Source organism: Brenneria izadpanahii, from assembly GCF_017569925.1.
Taxonomy (GTDB): domain Bacteria; phylum Pseudomonadota; class Gammaproteobacteria; order Enterobacterales; family Enterobacteriaceae; genus Brenneria; species Brenneria izadpanahii.
This window is the reverse complement of sequence record NZ_CP050854.1, coordinates 529,538-552,093: the sequence shown is the minus strand read 5'-3', so window position 1 is coordinate 552,093 and position 22,556 is coordinate 529,538. Positions and strand designations below refer to the sequence as shown.

The following is a 22,556-nucleotide window of genomic DNA, read 5'->3' as shown; positions in this document are numbered from 1 at the left end:
GCACCACCAACCCAAGAGGCTCACTGTGCTGGATAATATCAAAATCAAATTACAGTATTGGCTTCCCAAAATCTGGCTGACCCGATTGGCTGGCTGGGGAGCCGATAAGCCGGCAGGAAAACTCACCAAGCTGGTTATCGACCTGTTTGTCCGTTATTACAAGGTCAATATGCAGGAAGCGCAGCAGCCTGATACCGCCGCTTATCGCACCTTCAACGACTTTTTTGTCCGGCCGCTGCGATCTGACGCCCGCCCTATCGATTCTCATGCAAACCGTCTGGCGCTGCCTGCCGACGGCGTATTATCGCAGTTCGGCGCCATCGACGACGGCAAACTGATTCAGGCCAAAAATCACCATTATTCCCTGGAAGCGCTGCTTGCAGGAAACTACATCATGGCGGATCTATTTCGCGGCGGCCTGTTCGCCACCATCTATTTATCGCCGCGCGATTATCATCGTGTCCATATGCCGTGCGATGGCGTACTGCGGGAAATGATTTATGTTCCGGGGGATTTGTTCTCCGTGAATCTGCTGACGGCGGCAAACGTACCGAATCTTTTCGCCCGCAACGAGCGCGTGATTTGCCTGTTCGATACCGCATTTGGCCCGCTGGCGCAGATTTTGGTCGGCGCGACCATTGTTGGCAGTATCGAAACCGTTTGGGCGGGGATCGTCACGCCGCCGCGGGAAGGCATTATCAAACGCTGGACCTACCCCAACGCCGGAGAGGAAGGCGCGATTACGCTGGCCAAAGGCCAGGAGATGGGACGCTTTAAGCTGGGATCCACCGTGATCAACCTGTTCTCGTCCGATCGGATCAGATTTACTGATAACCTTAATAGCCTTGGCGTTACCCGGATGGGCGAGCCCTTCGCCGAATCGCCGGATGAAGAGCTGGCAAGCGAAACGCCACAGGACGACGATACATCCAGACAGACTCAACCGGTGTAGACGAATGCCGGCGCGACGGGCCATTCGGGTTGAAAATCCTCTGGCCGTCATTCACTCTCAATATTATTGCAAGTTAAGTTAAAGGTAGGCTAAGCGTGCGTCTGATTGCGATTTTTCTGCTGGGATGTCTGTTATCAACCGCTTCATTGGCCGCACAGTTACCCAATGAAGCACAGTTGCGCCAGCAATTGCAGCTCGCAGAAGCGAACAAAGGCGCCGCCGATCAGGCATCGATTATCGAAGAGCTCCAGTCCGCGCTGAACACCCTGCAGGAGCGTAATGAATCCCGTGAGCGCGCGGCGCAATACCAGCGCGTCATCGAAGACTTTCCCAAGCTGATACAGGAACTGCGCCGGCAGATAACGGCGGAAGACGACAAGCCGACGACAATTTCGGAAAGCCTTTCCGTTAACGATCTTGAGCAACAGGCTTTACAGGTCAGCAGCCAACTCCTGGAACAGGGCCGTCAACTCCAGCAAGAGCAGGATCGGCTGCGGGAAGTCATCGATTCTCTGGGGCAACTACCCCAACAGCAAACCGAAGCCAGCCGTGCGCTCAGCGACATCGAACGCCGCATCCAGCTGCTGGGTACGCCCCCGTCCCCGTTGGGCCAGGCTCAACTCACCGCTCTGCAGGCGGAAGCGGCTCTGAGTAAAAGCCGGGTTGATGAGCTGGAACTGGCTCAGCTATCCGCCAGCAGCCGTCAGGAATTATCCCGTTTACGCGTCGAGCTATATAAAAAGCGTCACGATAATCTGGATATCCAGCTACAGAGCTTGCGCAGTCGCATCAATAGCCTGCGTCAAAGAGAAGCCGAGCAGGCGCTTGAAAAAACAGAGCTGCTGGCGGAGCAAAGCGGCGACTTGCCTTCCATCATCAGCGAACAATTGAAAATCAACCGTGAACTGTCCGTTTCCCTGAATCAACAGGCTCAGCGGATGGATCTGATCGCTTCCCAGCAACGCCAGGCCACGACACAAACGCTACAGGTGCGTCAGGCGCTAAGCACCATCCGCGAACAGGCTCAGTGGCTCGGCGTATCGCCGGTACTGGGGGAAACGTTGCGGGCTCAGATCGCCCGGCTGCCGGAAATGCCTCAACCGCAAAGGCTGGACAGCGATATGGCGCAGCTGCGCGTGCAACGTCTGCATTTTGAGGATTTGATTAATAAGCCCCACGACATTGATCAAGCCAAACAGGACGACGGCACGCCGCTGACCAGCACGCAGCAGCGTATCCTGACCGAGCAGCTGCGTACCCAGCGCAATCTGCTGAGCTCATTAATCTCCGGCTGTGATACGCAAATTCTGGAGCTCACCAAGCTCAAGGTCGCCAACAGCCAGTTGGAAGATGCCTTAAACGACACGCGGGAAGCGGCCCACCGCTATCTTTTCTGGGTTGCCGATGTTGACCCCATCACATTCTCCTATCCGCTGACGCTGGTGCAGGAACTCACCCGCTTGCTGTCGCTGGATACCCTGACCCAACTCAGCAGCGCCATGGTGATGATGGTCACCAGCCGCGAAACCGTGATCCCGCTGCTGGGGGCGCTGCTGCTGGTAGGATTCAGCGTCAGCTCCCGCCGTCATTATCATGCTTTTCTGGAGCGCGCCAGCAGCCGGGTGGGTAAGGTGACGCTCGACCGCTTTACGCTGACGTTACGAACCGTATTCTGGTCGATTCTGACGGCGCTGCCGCTGCCGGTGCTCTGGGCCGCATGGGGTTACGGGTTGCAAAATGCCTGGCCTTATCCGATGGCCGTAGCCATCGGCGACAGCGTAACCGCCACCGTGCCGTTAATGTGGGTGGTGATGATCAGCGCATCATTCGCTCATCCGCAGGGACTGTTTATTGCCCACTTCCGCTGGTCGCCCGAACGGGTTGCCCGCGCCATGCGTTATTACCGTCTGTCGATCGCCTTTATCGTGCCGTTGATTATGGCGCTGATCACCTTTGATAAACTTAACGATCGTGAATTCTCCAGTTCGCTGGGACGTCTGTGCTTTATCTTGCTGTGCATGGCGCTGAGCCTGGTCACCACCGGGTTGAAGCGGTCAGGTATTCCGCTTTATCTGGATAAGGAAGGGTCGGGAGAAAACCCGGTTAACCGGGCAATGTGGAATCTGTTGATTTGCGTCCCGCTGATTGCCGCGCTGGCGTCCTGCATTGGCTATCTGGCTACCGCCAAGGCTTTGCTGGTGCGGTTGGAAACCTCGGTCGCCATCTGGTTTTTCCTGTTGGTGATTTATTACATTATCCGGCGCTGGATGCTCATTCAGCGCCGGCGCATCGCTTTCGATCGCGCCAAACATCGCCGCTCGGAAATTCTGGCGCAACGCGCCCGCGGCGAAGATGATTCCTCCTCCGCCGCATCTTATGAAAGCAGTTCGGAAGCGGTTGAAGAGCCAGTGGTCGATTTGGACGCCATCAGCGCGAAATCATTGCAGTTGGTCCGCTCGATCCTGACGTTGATCGCGTTGGTTTCGGTAATCGTGCTGTGGTCTGAAATTCATTCCGCGTTTGCCTTCATGGGAAATATCAGCCTGTGGGATGTAACCAGTACGGTAAAAGGCGTTGAAAGCGTTCAGCCCATTACGCTGGGCGACGTCCTTATCGCCGTGCTTATTTTCGTTATTACCGCGCAGCTGGTGCGCAACCTGCCCGCATTGCTTGAACTGGCGCTATTACAGCATCTGAGTCTCTCCCCCGGCAGCGGCTACGCCATCACCACTATCAGCAAATATATTTTGATGCTGATTGGTTGCATGATGGGATTTTCGCTCATCGGGATTGAGTGGTCCAAATTGCAGTGGCTGGTCGCCGCATTAGGCTTCGGGCTGGGGTTCGGCTTACAGGAAATTTTCGCCAACTTTATCTCCGGGCTGATAATCCTGTTTGAAAAACCGATTCGTATCGGCGATACCGTGACGATCCGCGAACTCACCGGCAGCATCATGCGCATCAATACCAGGGCGACCACCATATCCGACTGGGACCGCAAAGAGATCATCGTGCCGAATAAAGCGTTCATCACCGAACAGTTCATCAACTGGTCGTTATCTGACTCGGTAACGCGCGTGGTGTTAACCATACCGGCTCCCGCGGATGCAGACAGCAAAGAGGTTACGGATTTGCTTATGGACGCGGTCAGCCGCTGCTCGCTGATTTTGGATAGTCCTGCGCCCGAAGCATTCCTGGTCGATTTACAGCAGGGCGTGCAAATCTTCGAACTGCGTATTTTCGCGGCGGAAATGGGGCATCGCATGCCGTTGCGCCACGAGCTTCATCAATTAATTCTGGAAAATTACCGTAAACACAATCTGATCATGCCATACCCGCCATTCCAGGTGCGGATGGAAAGCCTGTCGCGTAAGGGAAGAACGATGTCGTCGGGCAGCGGCCGAACTTCTGGCGGATTATAAAAATGAGAAGGGTGCGACGCAATCGCACCCTACTTAATGCGGCGATGCATTATCGTCAGGAACGTTCCACTGAAAATGCGATCACGTCGCTCAGTTTTTCCGCGCCCAGCGCCAGCATAATCAGGCGATCGACGCCCAATGCCACGCCTGAACATTCAGGCAATCCATGCTTTAACGCGGCCAGCAGATTTTCATCAATAGGCTGCTGAGTCAGCCCCAGGGCGGCGCGCTTGCGGTTGTCCTGTTCAAAACGCTGACGTTGCTCATCGCTATCGGTCAATTCCCGGAAACCATTCGCCAGTTCGATGCCTTTAAAATAGACTTCAAAGCGCTCGGCGACCCGATGATCCTCGGTGCTGATTTCGGCCAGCAAGGCCTGCGTCGCCGGGAAGTGGTAAACAAACGTCGGCTTTTCGCTGCCGATATTCGGCTCGACGCCAAAAACGAACAGCATCTGCACTAACGCATCGCGATCTTCTTCACGGTGGGCGATATCGCCCAATCCCAATTTCTCGGCGGCTTCACGCAGTTGGGTTCTATCAGCCGTGAGAGGATCGATTTCCAGATGGCGCAGGAAAGCCTGCTGATAGGAAAGCATTTCCGCGCTTTCACACTCCAGCACCTGCTGCAATAAGTCATCGACTTCATTCATCAGGCGGTACATATCATAGTGCGGGCGATACCATTCCAGCATGGTGAATTCCGGGTTATGGTATCTGCCGGATTCTTCATTGCGGAAGCTGCGGCATAACTGAAAAATAGGACCGCTGCCTGCGGCCAGCAGGCGTTTCATGTGGTATTCCGGGCTGGTCATCAAATACAGCGTCATCCCGTCTGAAGCTCCCGGCCCAACAAAACGGGTCTGAAACGGACACAGGTAGACGTCCGTTACCGTGGCCCGGCTCATCGCTGGCGTTTCAACCTCTAATATTCCACGATCGGTGAAAAAACGCCGGATAGCGGAAACTATCGACGCGCGCTTTAACAGATTAGCGACAGAGGCGCTGGGTTCCCAGCTTGCCGTTTCGCTCATGGTTACTACTCCAAAGTCAAACAAGTGATGCAGTCTACCCGTATAAAAGCAGGCAGACAAAAAATTTACAGGATAAATTTTCAACAGCGCCAAGCGTTGGTCCGCAGGGACGGAGCGAGTAAAAAATTGTACAGGATAAAACATCGGGAGTTTTTTTAACGCCGCCCGCGGCGGCTCAAAGGACGTCGGGCAAGGGATAGCGCGGCATAAATTTTCAACAACGCGAAGCATTGTCTTGTTTCGAGGATTATCATAATTTATATTCAGTGAAAGATTTTTTTATATCGCGCATAAAAGAGTTATTAAAGAAATAAAATCATCATTTCTATAAAAATAAGCCTTTCGATCACGTTTTTATAAGTTATTCCAGTACACCATGAAAAAACTGCAAAATGCTGGATCACATCAAATTTCAGCTGAATCTAATTCGGTATAATCATTTCCACACAAAAAATAGAGGTTTATCTATTTCTTAATATGTCCATAAATCATTTTTTATGTGGCTTAATACGCTAATAATTAAGCAGATATATAAAGGCTGAGATAAATAGACGTTATTTTATTATTTTAACTTAATTAACTTAAGTAACTGGAGGAATGCAGTGCAAACCTTTAATGCCGATTTGGCCATTATCGGGGCCGGGGGCGCTGGCTTAAGAGCGGCAATTGCTGCTGCTGAAGCAAATCCCCAACTGAAAATTGCGCTGATCTCGAAAGTCTATCCTATGCGTAGCCACACCGTGGCGGCAGAAGGAGGATCAGCAGCGGTAACTCAGGACCACGATAGCTTTGATTATCATTTCAACGACACCGTTTCCGGTGGCGATTGGCTGTGTGAACAAGACGTTGTTGATACCTTCGTTCATCACTGTCCGGAAGAAATGATCCAACTGGAACAATGGGGCTGCCCGTGGAGCCGTAAACCAGATGGTTCGATTAACGTTCGCCGTTTCGGCGGGATGAAAATAGAACGAACCTGGTTTGCCGCTGATAAAACCGGCTTCCATATGCTGCATACCCTATTCCAGACTTCCCTCAAATACCCGCAAATCCAACGTTTCGACGAGCATTTCGTGCTGGATATTCTGGTCGATGACGGTCATGTCCGCGGCGCCGTTGCCATCAATATGATGGAAGGCACGCTAGTGCAGATCCGGGCGAATGCGGTGGTTATCGCCACCGGCGGCGCCGGCCGCGTTTACCGTTATAACACCAACGGCGGCATCGTTACCGGCGACGGCATGGGCATGGCGTTCCGCCACGGCGTGCCGCTGCGCGATATGGAATTCGTACAGTATCACCCGACCGGCCTGCCAGGTTCCGGTATCCTGATGACCGAAGGCTGCCGCGGTGAAGGCGGCATCATGGTCAACAAGGACGGCTACCGCTATCTGCAAGACTACGGCATGGGGCCGGAAACGCCGCTGGGTCAGCCCAAAAACAAATATATGGAGCTGGGACCACGCGACAAAGTCTCTCAGGCTTTCTGGCATGAATGGCGCGCCGGCCGCACCATTTCCACTCCGCTGGGCGATGTGGTCTACCTTGATTTGCGCCATCTCGGCGAGAAAAAACTCAAGGAACGTCTGCCGTTCATCTGCGAACTGGCAAAAGCCTATGTCGGCGTCGATCCGGTTAAAGAGCCTATCCCGATTCGTCCTACCGCGCACTACACCATGGGCGGCATCGAAACCAATCAAACCTGCGAAACCCGCATTAAAGGTCTGTTTGCAGTCGGCGAATGTTCGTCTGTCGGTCTGCACGGCGCCAACCGTCTGGGCTCCAACTCTCTGGCTGAGCTGGTGGTATTTGGTCGTATCGCGGGTGAACATGCCGTTCAGCGCTCTCAGGAAGCTGCGCCGGCCAACGGCAGCGCGCTGGATGCGCAAACTCGCGACATCGAACAGAGCCTGCATGACCTGATGAAGCAGGACGGTACTGAAAACTGGTCGAAAATCCGCGATGAGCTGGGCATATCGATGGAAGAAGGCTGCGGTATTTACCGTACCACGGACCTGATGCAAAAAACCGTTGATAAGATCACCGAGCTGAAAGAGCGCTACAAACGGGTAAAAATCACCGACCATTCCAGCGTGTTCAATACCGATCTGCTCTATACCATCGAATTGGGCCACAGTCTGGATGTCGCGGAATGTATGGCGCACTCGGCCATTAACCGTAAAGAATCCCGCGGCGCTCACCAGCGTCTGGATGAAGGTTGCACCGAGCGTGACGACGTAAACTACCTGAAGCATACGCTGGCTTTTTATAACCCTGAAGGTGCCCCACGTCTGGATTACAGCGATGTGAAAATCACCAAACTGCCCCCAGCCAAACGTGTCTATGGCGCCGAAGGCGACGATCAGGATAAAAGCAAGAAGGAGCAGGCGAATGGCTGACGAAATGCAAACCCTGAAAATGGAAGTCATGCGCTATAACCCTGAACTGGACAGCGCGCCGCATTTTGAGACGTTTGAGGTTCCATACAATAAGCAGACTTCCTTACTGGATGCGTTGGGTTATATCAAAGATAACCTGGCTGCCGACCTCTCCTACCGCTGGTCCTGCCGTATGGCTATTTGCGGTTCGTGCGGCATGATGGTGAACAATGTTCCCAAGCTAGCCTGTAAAACCTTCCTGCGCGATTATCCGAACGGGTTGAAGATTGAAGCGCTGGGCAATTTCCCAATCGAACGTGACCTTGTCGTCGACATGACTCACTTCATTGAGAGCCTGGAAGCCATCAAGCCTTATATCATCGGTAACGATCGTAAACCGGCGGACGGCACCAACAAACAAACTCCGGCGCAGATGGCCAAATACCATCAGTTCTCCGGCTGTATCAACTGCGGTCTTTGCTATGCCGCTTGTCCGCAGTTCGGTCTGAACCCTGAGTTCATCGGCCCGGCTGCGATCACGCTGGCGCATCGTTACAATCTGGATAACCGCGATCACGGTAAGAAAGAACGTATGCCGCAGCTTAACGGCAACAACGGCGTGTGGAGCTGTACGTTTGTAGGTTACTGCTCAGAGGTTTGTCCGAAGCATGTCGACCCTGCCGCCGCTATTCAGCAAGGCAAGGTTGAAAGTGCGAAAGACTTCATGATCGCTATGCTGAAACCACAATAAGGGAGGGACAATAATGACATCCAAACGTAAAGCGTATGTCCGCGACATGTCGCCATCCTGGTGGAAAAAGCTGGGGTTTTACCGCTTTTATATGCTGCGTGAAGGTACGGCCGTACCCGCCGTCTGGTTCAGCATCATACTGATGTGCGGCGTATTCTCTCTGAAAAACGGTCCGGAAAGCTGGGCGCACTTTGTTGGTTTCCTGCAGAATCCACTGGTGCTGCTCATCAATATCATCGCCCTGCTGGCTGCGGTGCTGCAAACCAAAACCTGGTTTGACCTGGCGCCTAAAGCCGCCAACATTGTGGTGAAAGACGAGAAGATGGGGCCAGAGCCGATTGTTAAAGGGCTTTGGGTTGTTACCATTGTAGTAACGCTGGCCATTCTGGCTATCGCCTTACTATTCTGATCAGGAGGAATAACGTGATTAATCAAATGCCAAAACGTTCCGATGAACCGCCTTTCTGGGGATTATTCGGTGCAGGTGGTATGTGGAGCGCCATTTTCTCTCCGGTTATCATTCTGCTGGTCGGTATTCTGCTGCCTCTCGGTCTGTTTCCTGACGCCCTGAGCTATGAACGCATCCTGGCGTTCAGTCAGAGTTTTATCGGCCGCGTATTCCTGCTGCTGATGATTATTCTGCCCATCTGGTGCGGTTTACACCGTATTCACCACTCTATGCACGATGTGAAAATTCACGTCCCCGCGGGGAAATGGGTTTTTTACGGTCTGGCGGCTATTTTGAGCGTCGTCACCATTATCGGCGTGGTCACGCTGTAAACAGATGGTTCCGCTATAACGGCCTGCCCAGCGCAGGCCGTTTTTAATTGTGCGCGCTACAACCTGCTCACGGACGTATCTTTTACGCTAAATAATTCGAGTTGCAGGAAAGCGGCGACACCGCAATAAATCCGCCCGTGTAGCATCCTGATAACGGCCTGCCCGAACTTAAAGAGAATGGGATTTCCCGGATATTCTTCATCAAGGGAATTATTGAAACCACTGAGACATTTCACCTTCCAGCTCATCCAGTAACTGATAACGCCGGCGGTATTCAGCGCGTTTCTTACTGGCGATGCTTTCAATTGGTTTGCGGGGAATACGTAATGGCAACTGAAAATATCCAGAAGTCGTTTCACGTCCGCCGATCGATGACCAGAACTGATCATAATCAGCGTGTAACACCTCTTTCTTATTATGATAGCGCCAGTTTTGATAAATATGCCCGGCATTCCCCACCGCGATAATCTGATCAATGCCAAGATAATGAGCTAATGAACAAACGCCTTCTAGCGCCAGCCGTTTAGGAAACAGACCATAGCATGCCTTGGTAGTTTCCTGAATTTCAGTGTGCGGCACCTCCTTATTCGCCCCCTGTAAACCGCCAATGAAAAACGTGGGCCGTTGACGATAATTCATAAGTATGAAGGTAATTTTCGCCAGAATAATGCCCTTGGCATTACACATTAATACCGTGACTTCCCCTTCTCTATTCAGGCTAGAAATAGATGACATTTTTAGCATGACTTTATTGCCATATTTATCCACAGCGGTGCCAAGAACAACAGGCTCTTCATTTAAGCATCCCAACAGCAGCTTCAAAGGCATACGCTGCGTCACCAAAGTATAATGGTCGCGCAATGCAAACAAGCGTTCAAGCTTGTTCATTTTTGCCGTCAGGTATGGCCGGTGCAATTTGCAAGGCAGGTCGGGTTGCATATGTAGGATCTTTTCCATCAGAAAATTGGATGCCAAGATATTTGCCAGACCGACAGTAAGGCGCCAATTCAATAGTGAGCGGCATAGAAATTTCAAACGAAAATGAATTTTTTTCCATTCTTTACTTGGCGTAAGGTCGCCATGAACCAATGCAATGATTAACTGCCAACCGTTAGTGATTCTATTTGTCTGGAGTGGGGCCACGAATTGAGACACGATAAAAACCCTTGTTTTATTAAAGGAGATGCATATATAGCAAGATGAAAAATTCACAACTCAATACAGATATCAAAAACAAATTGGCAGCTTTAACTTCTATTAAAAAATAGAAATAAACAGACCCATTCTTGATGAAATTTCCATCCATCACCACGGAATCTTAATGCCCATCAACTTGATATTTTTATCCAAATCATATTGTTTGATGAATCCATGTTCTGAACACCATGTATCCAGAACAGCAATCAGCATCTTTATCGTTTTATTAAACCTTAGATTTCACAAGAAATTATGAAGATACTATCAAGATTCGATTAAGTCAGTTTGGCATCCGCTCTATTAATGTGATAGTAAGCCGGCTAAAAAACAGGGGGGAGAATAGATTATCGCAGAAGATGGTTTGAGAATATCTATATTTCACTTTGCAAACAACAATGATGTTTATGAATAATAGCCGTCAGAATGATAACGCTTACCGCTTCATTACTGAAGATTTTTAATTTCGCGAAGTTGGGCGATCGGCTAATTAATCCAGACGGTTATTTAAGGGTATTTGATTTTTATTTGCTCACGCAAGCGTTAAATAGCGTCACAAGGTACAACGCTTCATCACTGAATTTTGACTGGTTTAGTTCCCGCTGGAGTACCGAACGTTTAACGTTCATCGCCAATCCGCTTTTTGGCGCGATGCTTCTTCCGCCGCATTATCTGAAACCGCCGATAAAGACTGGCGCAGGGCGCGCCGGCGCGGAGAATCAAAGACCCGCATTATGAGAACTACAATAATGCGAGTCCTTACTGAAGTGGAGCGATGATATGCGAAGTGATTTCATCATAGGAAAACATAAAGGGGGCGACGGCTTTCAGACTACTGTTTTTCCTATTTAACGTCAGATAGCTATATTAACGACGAGCTCAGCTTACTGCGCGCTACGTTGTATCGCCTTCCCACCGGATTCAACATCCTGCCCAATGCCTCGCGTCGTATTACACCCAACGACGGCGGACAGAATGAATACAGAGAAAATAGCAACCAGACTTTTCTTTAACATCATCAATTCCTTCTTAATGAAGAATAAACGTTTTCGCGATCGAAAAAGCGATCTCTTTAAGCATAGTCAAGATTGGCGGCCCTGGTGGTTTTTTTAGATTAATGGCGTTTCGGCGGATACAGGCGAAAAAAAACCGCCAGAATGGCGGCGGCTTTTTTCAAAAGCTTGATTATTTAACGCGAGAAACGTATTCGCCGGAACGGGTGTCGACTTTAATCACTTCGCCGATCTGCACGAACAACGGCACTTTTACCACCGCGCCGGTGCTCAGCGTCGCGGGTTTACCACCAGTGCCGGCGGTGTCGCCTTTCAGGCCCGGATCGGTATCGACAATTTCCAGTTCAACAAAGTTCGGCGGCGTTACGGCGATAGGTTGACCGTTCCACAGCGTTACGATGCATTCAGCCTGATCGAGCAGCCATTTAGCATTGTCGCCAACCGCTTTCTCATCCGCCGCTAACTGTTCAAACGTTTCATTGTTCATGAAATGCCAGAACTCACCGTCGCTGTACAGGTACGTCAGGTTCATATCCACAACATCTGCGCCTTCAGCAGAATCGGTGGATTTGAAGGTTTTTTCAATCAGTTTACCGGTCAGTAAACGACGCATTTTCACACGAGCGAAAGCCTGGCCTTTACCCGGTTTAACGAACTCGCTCGATTCGATAGCGTAAGGCTCGCCGTCCAACATGATTTTAAGACCGGAACGGAAATCGTTGCTAAAATAAGTCGCCATAAAGGCCCTCTATAAATTGATACTGGTACTAAGCCAAAAAATGGCACACATTGTAACCCTAAATATACCTTCCAGAGAAGATTGGTTGCAGCAACTTGCGGACGTAATTACCGATCCTGACGAGTTACTGCAACTTCTGGCGCTGAATCACCATGCCGAACTCCGGCAAGGGTCTGATGCCCGTAGACTTTTCCCGCTGCGCGTTCCGCGCGCGTTTGCCGCCCGCATGCAAAAGGGAAATGCGCGGGATCCTCTTCTATTGCAGGTTTTAACCGCGCGCGAAGAGTTCGTCGCCGCGCCGGGATTCACTCACGACCCATTGGATGAACAGCATAGCGTCGTGCCGGGATTGCTCCACAAGTACCACAATCGGGCGTTGCTGCTGGTCAAGGGCGCCTGCGCGGTTAACTGCCGCTATTGTTTCCGCAGACATTTCCCCTATCAGGAAAATCAGGGAAATAAATCAAACTGGCGCCAGGCGCTGGACTACATACGGCAACATCCCGAACTGGATGAAATTATTTTTTCCGGCGGCGATCCGTTGATGGCCAAAGACCATGAGCTTGACTGGTTGATAACCGAGCTGGAAAAAATTCCTCACCTAAAACGCCTGCGCATCCACAGCCGTTTACCGGTGGTCATTCCGGCACGCATCACTGAAGCGTTGTGCCAACGCCTGTCACAGACATCGCTTCAGGTGTTGCTGGTCACACATATTAACCACGCGCAGGAAATCGATCCTGATTTAACACAAAGTATGGTGCGTTTGCGCCATGCGGGCGTCACATTGCTGAACCAGAGCGTCCTGCTACGCGGCGTTAATGACAACGCGGATACGCTGGCGGATCTAAGTAACGCCCTGTTTGACGCCGGCATTCTTCCCTACTATCTCCACGTTCTGGATAAAGTTCAGGGAGCCGCCCATTTTCTGATCGGCGATGAAGAGGCGCGTGCGCTGGTCAAAGCGCTACTGACAAAAGTATCGGGCTATCTGGTTCCCCGTCTGGCGCGGGAAATTGGCGGCGAAGCCAGTAAAACGCCGTTGGATTTAGGGCTGAAGCAAAGCCAGTAGGCGGAGAAAACCAAACCCGGCGAACGCTCACCGGGCCGTCGTGCCGATACTTATTGTCCTACGGGCATTTATAAACGGTGCCAACCATCTTGCTGTCCAATGGAACGAAATTCGACAGTAAAGTGGCGCTCGGGCTGGTTGCGCCATAAATGGTATTCCCGCCCATAGCCGCCGCTTTATTGCGTAGATCATTCGCGGCGCCGCGCATTGAACTGCCATCATTATTATTGCCGGAAAACCAGTTTTTCTGGCTGCCGCTGACCTGACCGATCAATTGGCATTCGTTGCCCGGCTTCGTATCCGCAAACGTCACCGCTTGCCCTGCGGGGCTGAGCTGATTGGCTGTCGTGCACCCTGCCAGTAGCGCGGCGGCAGAAAGACCGAGAAATATGCGGGTCTTCATTTTCCCCTCCATGATATTAAAAAAGTACGCTGGGATTCATCGTCCTGCGATGCAAAGCAATCTGACTATTCCCGTCGTTATGAATGTCGCTATCACATTTAGCATTCTATACCGTAAAAGCCAACGAGGATGATTCATCGTTCAATGAACTGATATTGAAAATAAAAGCGACCAAGAGCCGATATGGCGTAAACGCTCAGAAAAATATTGCATATTAGGTAATCAAAGGTGAAGTTTGATACCAGCGTGTGGTACACCGATAGCGATAACAGCGGCAGCACCGGGCTGAGCGTGGAAATACCGCTTAATCGTTGATTGCCGCGCGATCGCACAATATAAAAAAGGCGGGGATTACCCGCCTTTTTCGCTATTGACGACTTAAGCGCGCCATTGTTTGAAACGGTTAATCAGACCGTTGGTCGAACTGTCATGGCTGCTGACTTCTTTCCCATCTTGCAGCTCAGGCAAAATACGATTCGCCAACTGTTTACCCAGCTCCACGCCCCACTGATCAAACGTGAAGATGTTCAGGATGGCGCCCTGGGTAAAGATTTTGTGTTCGTATAATGCGATCAGCAAGCCCAGGCTGTACGGCGTGATCTCGCGCAGCAGAATGGAGTTGGTCGGACGGTTGCCTTCAAACACTTTGAACGGCGCGACGTGTTCAACTTCTTTCGCCGTTTTACCCGCGGCGGCAAACTCGGCTTCCACCACGTCGCGGCTCTTGCCGAACGCCAGCGCTTCCGTCTGCGCGAAGAAGTTAGACAGCAGTTTGCTGTGATGATCGCTTAACGGGTTGTGGCTTATCGCCGGCGCGATGAAATCGCAGGGAACCAGTTTGGTGCCCTGGTGGATCAATTGATAAAACGCATGCTGGCCGTTCGTTCCCGGCTCGCCCCAGATAATCGGGCCGGTTTGATAATCAACCGGATTGCCGTTGCGATCGACATATTTACCGTTGGACTCCATATTCCCCTGTTGGAAATAGGCGGCGAAACGATGCATATATTGGTCGTACGGCAGAATGGCTTCCGTTTCCGCGCCGAAGAAATTGTTGTACCAGATGCCAATCAACGCCAACAGCACCGGCAGGTTTTGTTCCGCCGGGGTGGAGGCAAAGTGTTTGTCCATGGCATGGGCGCCGCTGAGCAACTGCTCAAAATTCTCAAAGCCCAGGGAAAGAATGATGGACAAGCCAATCGCCGACCACAGGGAATAACGACCGCCGACCCAGTCCCAGAACTCAAACATGTTGTCGGTATCAATTCCAAAATCGCCGACGGCTTTGGCATTGGTAGACAGCGCGGCGAAGTGTTTCGCCACATGTTTTTCGTCTTGCGCGGTTTTCAGAAACCAGTCGCGCGCGCTGTGCGCATTGGTCATGGTTTCCTGCGTGGTAAAGGTTTTGGACGCCACCAGGAACAGCGTGGTTTCAGGATTAAGCGGCTTCAGCGTTTCAGCGATATGCGTGCCGTCAACGTTGGAGACGAAATGCATATTCAGATGATTTTTATACGGTTTCAGCGCTTCGGTCACCATATACGGGCCCAAATCGGAGCCGCCGATACCGATGTTAACCACGTCGGTAATCGCCTTGCCGGTATAACCTTTCCATTCGCCGCCGATGACGCGTTCGCTGAATTTCTTCATTTTTTCCAGAACGGCGTTCACTTCCGGCATTACATCTTTGCCGTCGACCAGAATAGGCGTGTTGCTACGGTTGCGCAGCGCGACATGCAGTACCGCGCGGCCCTCGGTCCGGTTGATTTTTTCACCGGAAAACATAGATTTAATTGCGCCTGCCAGGTCAGTTTCCCGCGCCAGTGCCTGTAGTTTTTCTAAGGTTTCCGCCGTAATGCGGTTTTTGGAGTAGTCCACCAGCATCTGATCGCCGAAAGTGGCGGAAAAATGCTCAAAACGCTGACTATCTTGAGCAAATAAGTCTTTGATCTGCACATCTTTCATTACATCAAAATGCTGTTGTAACGCTTGCCATGCGGCGGTTTGGCTTGGGTTGATATTTTTCATAACAATGATCTTCTCTCCGAGAATGAAATCAAAAATCGCTTAATCGATTGTATCCCGTAAATCGACAATTGAGATCCCTTTTCTTGATAAATGCGCGTCTGCCGAGTTTGTTTATTGACAGCGGCGGGAGAACCCGCTATTTGTAACGGCGTACTTGCGCTTTCAGTACGCAAGCCAGAAGAGGAGCGTCGCCCAGGTAAGATATCAGAGGATCCGTAGTCCGCTGATGGTATCCGAGGGGGAGCGATGCCGAGATGATATGAAAATACGGAGTTCACTTCATCGACCGCAGGGGCTGAATCCCCTGGGTTGTCACCCGGTTCGCCCTACAAGGGCGTTCAGCAAGGTGGAGCGCTTCTGGGTGTATCGTAGTTTTGCTTTCTACGCCTGCTCCCTGCTTACCGCTCTTCCCTTGTGCCAAGGCTGATTAATAACTGCTGTTGTTAAAATGAGAACAATAGCCCCCTGCACGAGGTGTTTTTAAATGTCCGAACAAGCCAACCCTATTATTATCGCCAAATTCGGCGGCACCAGCGTCGCTGATTTTGACGCCATGAATCACAGCGCGGATATTGTGCTTTCCAACCCCGATGTCCGGGTTGTGGTGCTGTCCGCCTCTGCCGGCGTCACCAATTTGCTGGTTGCTCTGGCGGAAGGTCAGGGGCAGGAGCAGCGTCTTCATATCCTGGATCAGATTCGTAAAATCCAATACGCCATCATCGACCGTCTGGCGGAACCAGCGGTGATCCGCGACGAAATCGACCGCATGCTCGAAAATGTCACCACCCTGTCTGAAGCTGCCGCATTGGCGACCTCCAACGCATTGACGGATGAACTGGTCAGCCACGGCGAACTGATGTCCACGCTGCTGTTTGTTGAAGTTTTGCGCCAGCGCGAGGTAATCGCCGAATGGTTTGACGTGCGCAAGGTCATGCGCACCAACGACCATTTCGGACGCGCGGAACCCGATTGCACGGCATTAGGGGAACTCACGCGCAGCCAGTTGCAGCCCCGTTTGGATAAAGGGCTAGTCATCACGCAAGGCTTTATCGGCAGCGAGGCCAAGGGCCGGACCACCACCCTGGGCCGCGGCGGCAGCGATTACACCGCGGCACTGCTGGGCGAAGCCCTGAATGCCGCCCGCATTGATATCTGGACCGATGTGCCCGGAATCTATACCACCGACCCGCGCGTAGTGCCGGCGGCCAAACGCATCGACCAGATTATGTTTGAAGAAGCCGCCGAGATGGCGACCTTCGGCGCGAAAGTACTGCATCCGGCCACGCTGCTGCCCGCGGTGCGCAGCGACATTCCGGTGTTTGTCGGCTCCAGCAAAGATCCTGCGGCGGGCGGCACGCTGGTGTGCAACAAAACGGAAAACCCGCCGTTATTCCGTGCGCTGGCGCTGCGCCGCAAACAAACGCTGCTCACGCTGCATAGTCTGAATATGCTGCACGCGCGCGGCTTTCTGGCGGAAGTATTCAGCATTCTGGCCCGTCATAATATCTCGGTGGATTTGATCACCACATCTGAAGTAAATGTGGCATTGACGCTGGACACCACCGGTTCGACCTCAACCGGCGATAGCCTGTTGTCCAGCGCATTGCTGACCGAGTTGTCCTCGCTGTGCCGGGTGGAAGTGGAAGAGAACCTGTCGCTGGTGGCGTTAATCGGCAACAAACTGTCGCAGGCCTGCGGGGTGGGCAAAGAGGTCTTTGGCGTGCTGGATCCGTTTAATATCCGCTTGATTTGCTACGGCGCCAGCAGCAACAATCTGTGCTTCCTGGTGCCTGGCGAGGACGCCGAACGCGTAGTGCAAACGCTGCATCGCAGCCTGTTTGAATAACCCCCGCATAGCCGGTATCAGGCGCGCATTCGCGCCTGATACCGGCCGCAATTGCGCGCTCCGGCAAAGAACTATTCGGCGCGCGTGAGCGCTTTTTCTTTTTCGCCGGATCGCTCGCCGCACTGCTGACGCCACAAGCGCGGCGTCATCCCCGTTTCCTTGGTAAAGACCACCGAAAAATAGTTGCTGTCCTCAAAACCGCAGCGCACGGCTATCTCGCTGATTAGCATATCGTTATGACGCAACAGGTATTTGGCCTGACAGATACGCAACTGGCGCAGATACTGGCCGATCGTCATACCGGTCTGTTCGCGGAATAGCTGGCGCAACGGGCGTTCGGCCACCTGATGCTGATGACAAAAGGCTTGAAAGTTGAATGGGCTATCGAGGCTATTGACCAGCTCCGCGATCAACAGATCGAGCTTCTCGCCTTCCGCCAGGCGCTCGGCATTGACGGGTTGGTAACGGTGGCGGCACAGCGTAATGGCGAGATTCAGAAACAGACTTTCCAGAAAGCAGCGGGACAACCGATCGCGTTTCCTGCTTTCATGCTCGATTTGACCAATCACCTGGCGCGCCTGCGCCATGCCATGACTGCTTAGCCGCCAGCGGGGATCGCTTCCCTGCTGCTGTTTAGGCTGCAGCAACTCCTGCCAGTCGACATTCAGCTGCAGCCGTTCAGGACAATAGATGATGTTATGCAGAGTCAGATTGTTAACCGATTCGTAGCTGTGGCGATCTTCCGCCCGGATATAAAACAGATCCCCGCAGGTTATCCGGTAGGGCCGGTCATTCAGCACATGCAGGCCGTTGCCGCGCCACACCAGAACCAATTCGCAAAATTCGTGCGTGTGCTCGGCAAAGACGTTTTGCGGATAGCGATCCGCCACCGCCACCGGCTGGGAAGCGGATGCGAAGAAGTCATCTTTTTTCAGGATCAATTGAGCGGTCACAACAATTACCCCACAAAAGGCCATTAGTAATTATCCGCTCTTTTGCCGTAGAAAACGGTGACCCCTTTCGCATTCTTACCGTCAATGAGCCGTCATGCCCAAACGCATCGCCTGCGGCGAGTAGGAAAACTCTCGTTTGAACAAGGTGGAAAAATGATTACTGTCGCCGAAACCGCACTGGAACGCGATATCAGTAACATTATCATCGCTATGCCGCAGCAAATGGCGCGCTTTCATCAGCCTCAGCCGATTGAGGTAGCGCTGTGGCGTGAGCCCGGTCTGCTGTTTGAGCTGGCGGTGCAACGTACGCAATGACAGATTGAACTGGCCGGCAAGCTGCTCCCAACAGACCGTCTCGGCAAAGTGATCGTCCAGCCAGGCGATAAGATGATTCAGCCGTCCATTATCGTCATGGGCGACATCGCCAAAGCTGCTTTTACTCAACAGAACCAGTAACTGCATAAACAGAATTTCGCGCTCGGCGATGGCATGGGTGCCGGCGTCATCCCCCAGTTCCTCCAGCCGATCGATAAAGCGTTTTATCTGCTGCAATACGTTTTGGTTAACCCGCCAGTGAGACGGATAATTTCCATCCCGCTCCTGCGGCAGCAGTTTATCCAGACCGGACAGGAAACAGAACGCGTCCGGCGCGCGATACAACACATTGGTCAAACAAAGGTTTTCGGTATGTTCAAACAGATGCCGATCATAATCGCGCACGAAGCAAATTGAACCGCCGCTCAAGGTATAAGGCTGGCCGTTAAAGACATGAGTGCCCGTACCGTGTTCGACAATCACGATTTCGTAAAAATCATGATGGTGTTCAGGAAATTCCGGCTGCGGCAGCCGCGGCTCAATCGCCACCGATGCGTTGCCGGAAGGGAAAAAGTCAACGCTGCGTAAAACGGTCATCATCACCTCCAAAACCACCATAACGTATGATGAGATGGTAGATAATGATTCTCATCCGTACCTTGAATTTCCGACGCCAAAACACGCAAACTCGGTTCGATTTTCAAGAATGGTCAAGAATTACTCGGAAATGCGGTGGACGTCACAGGTGAAGAGAGGCCGTGGTGAAGCACTTTTTGTGAGGTTACTCACGCTTACCTTTGTCCTTTTGCCAATCGCATGCGGTAAGTGTCAGTAGCATGAAGGCAGGCGCGGAAGGATATTTTTAGACTGATGGGTAGTGATTCATATCAGGATACCCATTATGACCCAGCGCCCCAATGTGGCCCAACGACCCAAGATGTCCTTACGGCATTGTATTGCCGTTGATCTGGGCGCGTCCAGCGGACGCGTCATGCTCGCCAGTTACGACAGCAAAGATAAAAATCTGGTATTGCGGGAAATCCATCGCTTCGCTAACGGCCTGGAATCGGTAGACGGCCATGCCGCATGGCAGGTGGATGCGCTGGAGAATGAAATTCGCCTCGGCTTGCAGAAAGCCTGCGACGACCATCCCGCCGTCGACAGCATCGGCATCGATACCTGGGGCGTTGACTACGTGCTGATCGATCGCGACGGCAACCGGGTCGGTCTGCCGGTATCCTACCGCGACGGCCGTACCGACGGCGTGATGGATCGCGCGCAGCGGGAGATTGGCCGCAATGAGATTTACCAGCGCAGCGGCATTCAGTTTCTGCCGTTCAATACGCTTTATCAATTCCGCGCCCTGGTAGAACAACAGCCGGAATTGTTGGAAAAAGCGGCCCATGCGCTGCTTATCCCGGATTATTTCGCGTTCCGCCTCACCGGCGCGCTGAACTGGGAATACACCAACGCCACCACCACCCAGATGGTGAATATCAATACCGACAGTTGGGATGATCGCCTGCTCGGCTGGGCGGGGGTTCCGCCAAAGTGGTTTGGCGTCCCCACGCCGCCGGGCAACATTATCGGCCATTGGGTAAATCGCGCCGGCGATAAGATCCCGGTGATTTCCGTCGCCTCGCACGATACCGCCAGCGCGGTTATCGCCGCCCCGCTGTCGGGCGGCGATGCGGCCTACCTCTCATCCGGCACCTGGTCGCTGATCGGCTTTGAAAGCCGAACGCCTTATACCAACGCCGCGGCGCTGGCCGCCAACATAACCAACGAAGGCGGCGCCGAAGGCCGCTATCGGGTGCTGAAAAACATCATGGGGATGTGGCTGCTGCAGCGGATCATCAAAGAGATGGCGGTATCCGATCTTGCGGATCTTATCCAGCGCGCCCGGCGGATCCCCGTTTGCCGCTCGGTGATCGACCCCAACGACGATCGCTTTATCAACCCGGAAAGCATGAGCCGGGAGATCCAGGCCGCATGCCGCGAAAGCCGTCAGCCGATCCCCGTAAGCGACGGCGAACTGGCCCGCTGCATTTTTGACAGCCTGGCATTGTCGTACGCCAATGCGCTGAACGAACTGACTGAACTACGCAATAAACCGTTTAGCGCGCTGCACATTGTCGGCGGCGGCAGCCAAAACCATTTTCTCAACCAGCTGTGCGCCGATGCCTGCGGCATTCCGGTTATTTGCGGGCCGATTGAGGCTTCCACGCTGGGCAACGTCGGCTGTCAGCTGATGGCGCTGGGTGAAGTCGCCAATGTCGACGCATTCCGCACGCTGATAACGAGAAATAGCGAACTCCGCCACTTTTACCCCGATCCAGATAGCGAGATTGCCCGCGTTGTCGCGCAATTTCAGCAAAACCGTCAAACAAGTAAGGAGCGTTGTGCATGATCTCTCATATCAATCAAGCCTGGGAACTGGCGAAAATACGTTTTGCCGCCGTCGGCGTCGACGCCGAGAAGGCCATACGCCAGCTCGATCGTCTGCCGGTGTCGATGCACTGCTGGCAGGGCGATGACGTCGCCGGATTCGAGAACCCGGAGGGCGATCTGAGCGGCGGCATCCAGGCCACCGGCAATTACCCCGGCAAAGCACGCAACGCCACCGAGCTCCGGGCCGACCTCGACCGGGCGCTAAGCCTGATCCCCGGCCCCAAACGGTTGAACCTGCATGCGATCTATCTGGAGTCCGATAGGCCGGTCGCGCGCAACGAAATCAAGCCCGAACATTTTCAAAATTGGGTGGAATGGGCCAAGGGCAATAAAATGGGGCTGGATTTTAATCCGACATGCTTCTCCCACCCGCTAAGCGCCGACGGCTTTACGCTCTCGCACGCCAACGATGAAATCCGCCGGTTCTGGATTGAGCATTGCCAGGCCAGCCGCAGGGTATCCGCCTATTTTGGCGAGCAGCTCGGCACGCCGTCGGTGATGAACATCTGGATCCCGGACGGCATGAAAGATCTCGCCATAGATCGTCTTGCCCCGCGCCAGCGCCTGCTTGCCGCACTGGATGAAATTATCGCGCAGAAGTTTGATCCGGCGCATCACATCGATGCGGTCGAGAGCAAACTGTTCGGCATCGGCGCCGAAAGCTATACCGTCGGCTCCAACGAATTTTACTTCGGTTACGCCGCCAGCCGTCAGACCGCGCTATGCCTGGATGCCGGCCATTTTCATCCGACGGAAGTGATCTCCGACAAAATTTCCAGCGCCATCCTGTATGTACCGCGTCTGCTGCTGCACGTCAGCCGCCCCGTTCGCTGGGATAGCGACCACGTGGTACTGCTGGATGATGAAACCCAAGCCATCGCCAGCGAGATCATTCGTCACGACCTCTTCGACCGCGTACACATCGGCCTCGACTTTTTTGATGCCTCCATCAACCGTATCGCCGCCTGGGTCATCGGCACCCGGAATATGAAGAAAGCCCTGCTGCGCGCGCTGTTGGAGCCGACGGCGAAACTGCGTCAACTGGAGTTGGAAGGCGATTACACCGCCCGTTTGGCGCTGCTCGAAGAACAAAAATCGCTGCCGTGGCAGGCGGTGTGGGAAATGTATTGCCAGCAACATGATACGCCGGCCGACGCCCAATGGCTGAACGACGTACGTCGCTATGAAAAAGACATCCTGAGTCAACGCGGTTAATGCAACAAGGA

19 protein-coding genes and 1 riboswitch are annotated in these 22,556 nt (G+C 52.9%); of the genes, 11 read left to right on the top strand and 8 right to left on the bottom strand.

Annotation, left to right across the window (positions count from 1 at the left end):
- Positions 1-25: 25 nt before the first annotated feature.
- Positions 26-952 carry an archaetidylserine decarboxylase gene (gene asd, locus HC231_RS02575; RefSeq protein ID WP_208229591.1) on the top strand — a complete coding sequence of 309 codons (927 nt, stop codon included), beginning with the start codon at positions 26-28 and terminating at the stop codon, positions 950-952.
- 95 nt (positions 953-1,047) lie between these two features.
- A complete protein-coding gene (mscM, locus tag HC231_RS02570) occupies positions 1,048-4,374 on the top strand; it encodes a miniconductance mechanosensitive channel MscM (protein ID WP_208229590.1) in 3,327 nt (1,108 codons plus the stop codon).
- Positions 4,375-4,429: 55 nt separating this feature from the next.
- On the opposite strand, the gene epmA is transcribed toward mscM, so the two are convergent.
- Positions 4,430-5,407 (bottom strand): elongation factor P--(R)-beta-lysine ligase, encoded by a 978-nt coding sequence (gene epmA, locus HC231_RS02565; protein WP_208229589.1) that lies wholly within the window; start codon positions 5,405-5,407, stop codon positions 4,430-4,432.
- Positions 5,408-6,009: 602 nt separating this feature from the next.
- Between epmA and frdA the strand changes: the two genes are divergently transcribed.
- The 4 genes from frdA to frdD are packed head-to-tail and all read left to right on the top strand — an operon-like array spanning position 6,010 to position 9,316.
- Positions 6,010-7,806 carry a fumarate reductase (quinol) flavoprotein subunit gene (gene frdA / locus HC231_RS02560; RefSeq protein WP_208229588.1) on the top strand — a complete coding sequence of 599 codons (1,797 nt, stop codon included), beginning with the start codon at positions 6,010-6,012 and terminating at the stop codon, positions 7,804-7,806.
- Positions 7,799-8,536, top strand: a complete 738-nt coding sequence (locus tag HC231_RS02555; protein WP_208229587.1) for a succinate dehydrogenase/fumarate reductase iron-sulfur subunit — start codon at positions 7,799-7,801, stop codon at positions 8,534-8,536. The genes frdA and HC231_RS02555 overlap by 8 nt, the downstream gene beginning before the upstream one ends.
- A gap of 13 nt (positions 8,537-8,549) precedes the next feature.
- Positions 8,550-8,945, top strand: coding sequence for a fumarate reductase subunit FrdC (frdC, locus tag HC231_RS02550; protein WP_208229586.1), 396 nt, complete (start codon positions 8,550-8,552; stop codon positions 8,943-8,945).
- 14 nt (positions 8,946-8,959) lie between these two features.
- The gene (gene frdD / locus HC231_RS02545; protein WP_208229585.1) at positions 8,960-9,316 is read left to right on the top strand and encodes a fumarate reductase subunit FrdD; all 357 of its coding nucleotides are present in this window, start codon (positions 8,960-8,962) and stop codon (positions 9,314-9,316) included.
- A gap of 210 nt (positions 9,317-9,526) precedes the next feature.
- Here frdD and HC231_RS02540 read toward each other — a convergent pair whose 3' ends face one another.
- Positions 9,527-10,471 carry a VirK/YbjX family protein gene (locus tag HC231_RS02540; protein ID WP_208229584.1) on the bottom strand — a complete coding sequence of 315 codons (945 nt, stop codon included), beginning with the start codon at positions 10,469-10,471 and terminating at the stop codon, positions 9,527-9,529.
- A gap of 465 nt (positions 10,472-10,936) precedes the next feature.
- Between HC231_RS02540 and HC231_RS02535 the strand changes: the two genes are divergently transcribed.
- Complete coding sequence (locus tag HC231_RS02535; protein WP_208229583.1) at positions 10,937-11,248, top strand: hypothetical protein; 312 nt, start codon at positions 10,937-10,939, stop codon at positions 11,246-11,248.
- Between the two features lie 146 nt (positions 11,249-11,394).
- Here HC231_RS02535 and HC231_RS02530 read toward each other — a convergent pair whose 3' ends face one another.
- Together HC231_RS02530 and efp are read right to left on the bottom strand one after the other, a co-directional pair.
- A complete protein-coding gene (locus HC231_RS02530; RefSeq protein ID WP_208231196.1) occupies positions 11,395-11,526 on the bottom strand; it encodes an entericidin A/B family lipoprotein in 132 nt (43 codons plus the stop codon).
- Positions 11,527-11,695: 169 nt separating this feature from the next.
- The gene (gene efp, locus HC231_RS02525) at positions 11,696-12,262 is read right to left on the bottom strand and encodes an elongation factor P (protein ID WP_208229582.1); all 567 of its coding nucleotides are present in this window, start codon (positions 12,260-12,262) and stop codon (positions 11,696-11,698) included.
- Positions 12,263-12,302: 40 nt separating this feature from the next.
- On the opposite strand from efp, the gene epmB reads away from it, so the two are divergent.
- A complete protein-coding gene (gene epmB, locus HC231_RS02520; RefSeq protein ID WP_208229581.1) occupies positions 12,303-13,334 on the top strand; it encodes an EF-P beta-lysylation protein EpmB in 1,032 nt (343 codons plus the stop codon).
- 58 nt (positions 13,335-13,392) lie between these two features.
- Here the strand turns inward: epmB and HC231_RS02515 are convergent, their stop codons facing one another.
- Together HC231_RS02515 and pgi are read right to left on the bottom strand one after the other, a co-directional pair.
- Positions 13,393-13,737, bottom strand: coding sequence for a DUF4156 domain-containing protein (locus HC231_RS02515; RefSeq protein WP_208229580.1), 345 nt, complete (start codon positions 13,735-13,737; stop codon positions 13,393-13,395).
- A 378-nt stretch (positions 13,738-14,115) separates the two neighbouring features.
- A complete protein-coding gene (pgi, locus tag HC231_RS02510; protein WP_208229579.1) occupies positions 14,116-15,765 on the bottom strand; it encodes a glucose-6-phosphate isomerase in 1,650 nt (549 codons plus the stop codon).
- Positions 15,766-15,935: 170 nt separating this feature from the next.
- A riboswitch (Lysine riboswitch) is annotated at positions 15,936-16,130 on the top strand.
- Positions 16,131-16,249: 119 nt separating this feature from the next.
- Between pgi and lysC the strand changes: the two genes are divergently transcribed.
- Entirely contained in the window at positions 16,250-17,611 is a 1,362-nt protein-coding gene (gene lysC / locus HC231_RS02505) for a lysine-sensitive aspartokinase 3 (protein WP_208229578.1), read from the top strand.
- A 71-nt stretch (positions 17,612-17,682) separates the two neighbouring features.
- Here the strand turns inward: lysC and rhaR are convergent, their stop codons facing one another.
- Together rhaR and rhaS are read right to left on the bottom strand one after the other, a co-directional pair.
- Positions 17,683-18,564 carry an HTH-type transcriptional activator RhaR gene (gene rhaR, locus HC231_RS02500; protein WP_208229577.1) on the bottom strand — a complete coding sequence of 294 codons (882 nt, stop codon included), beginning with the start codon at positions 18,562-18,564 and terminating at the stop codon, positions 17,683-17,685.
- 81 nt (positions 18,565-18,645) lie between these two features.
- Positions 18,646-19,476 carry an HTH-type transcriptional activator RhaS gene (rhaS, locus tag HC231_RS02495; protein WP_208231195.1) on the bottom strand — a complete coding sequence of 277 codons (831 nt, stop codon included), beginning with the start codon at positions 19,474-19,476 and terminating at the stop codon, positions 18,646-18,648.
- Positions 19,477-19,816: 340 nt separating this feature from the next.
- Here rhaS and rhaB point away from each other — a divergent pair, with 340 nt between their 5' ends.
- Both rhaB and HC231_RS02485 read left to right on the top strand, forming a co-directional pair.
- On the top strand, positions 19,817-21,289 hold the full coding sequence (gene rhaB / locus HC231_RS02490; RefSeq protein WP_208231194.1) for a rhamnulokinase: 1,473 nt from the start codon (positions 19,817-19,819) through the stop codon (positions 21,287-21,289).
- Entirely contained in the window at positions 21,286-22,545 is a 1,260-nt protein-coding gene (locus tag HC231_RS02485; RefSeq protein WP_208229576.1) for an L-rhamnose isomerase, read from the top strand. Before rhaB ends, HC231_RS02485 begins: the two co-directional genes overlap by 4 nt.
- The last annotated feature ends 11 nt before the right edge of the window (positions 22,546-22,556 follow it).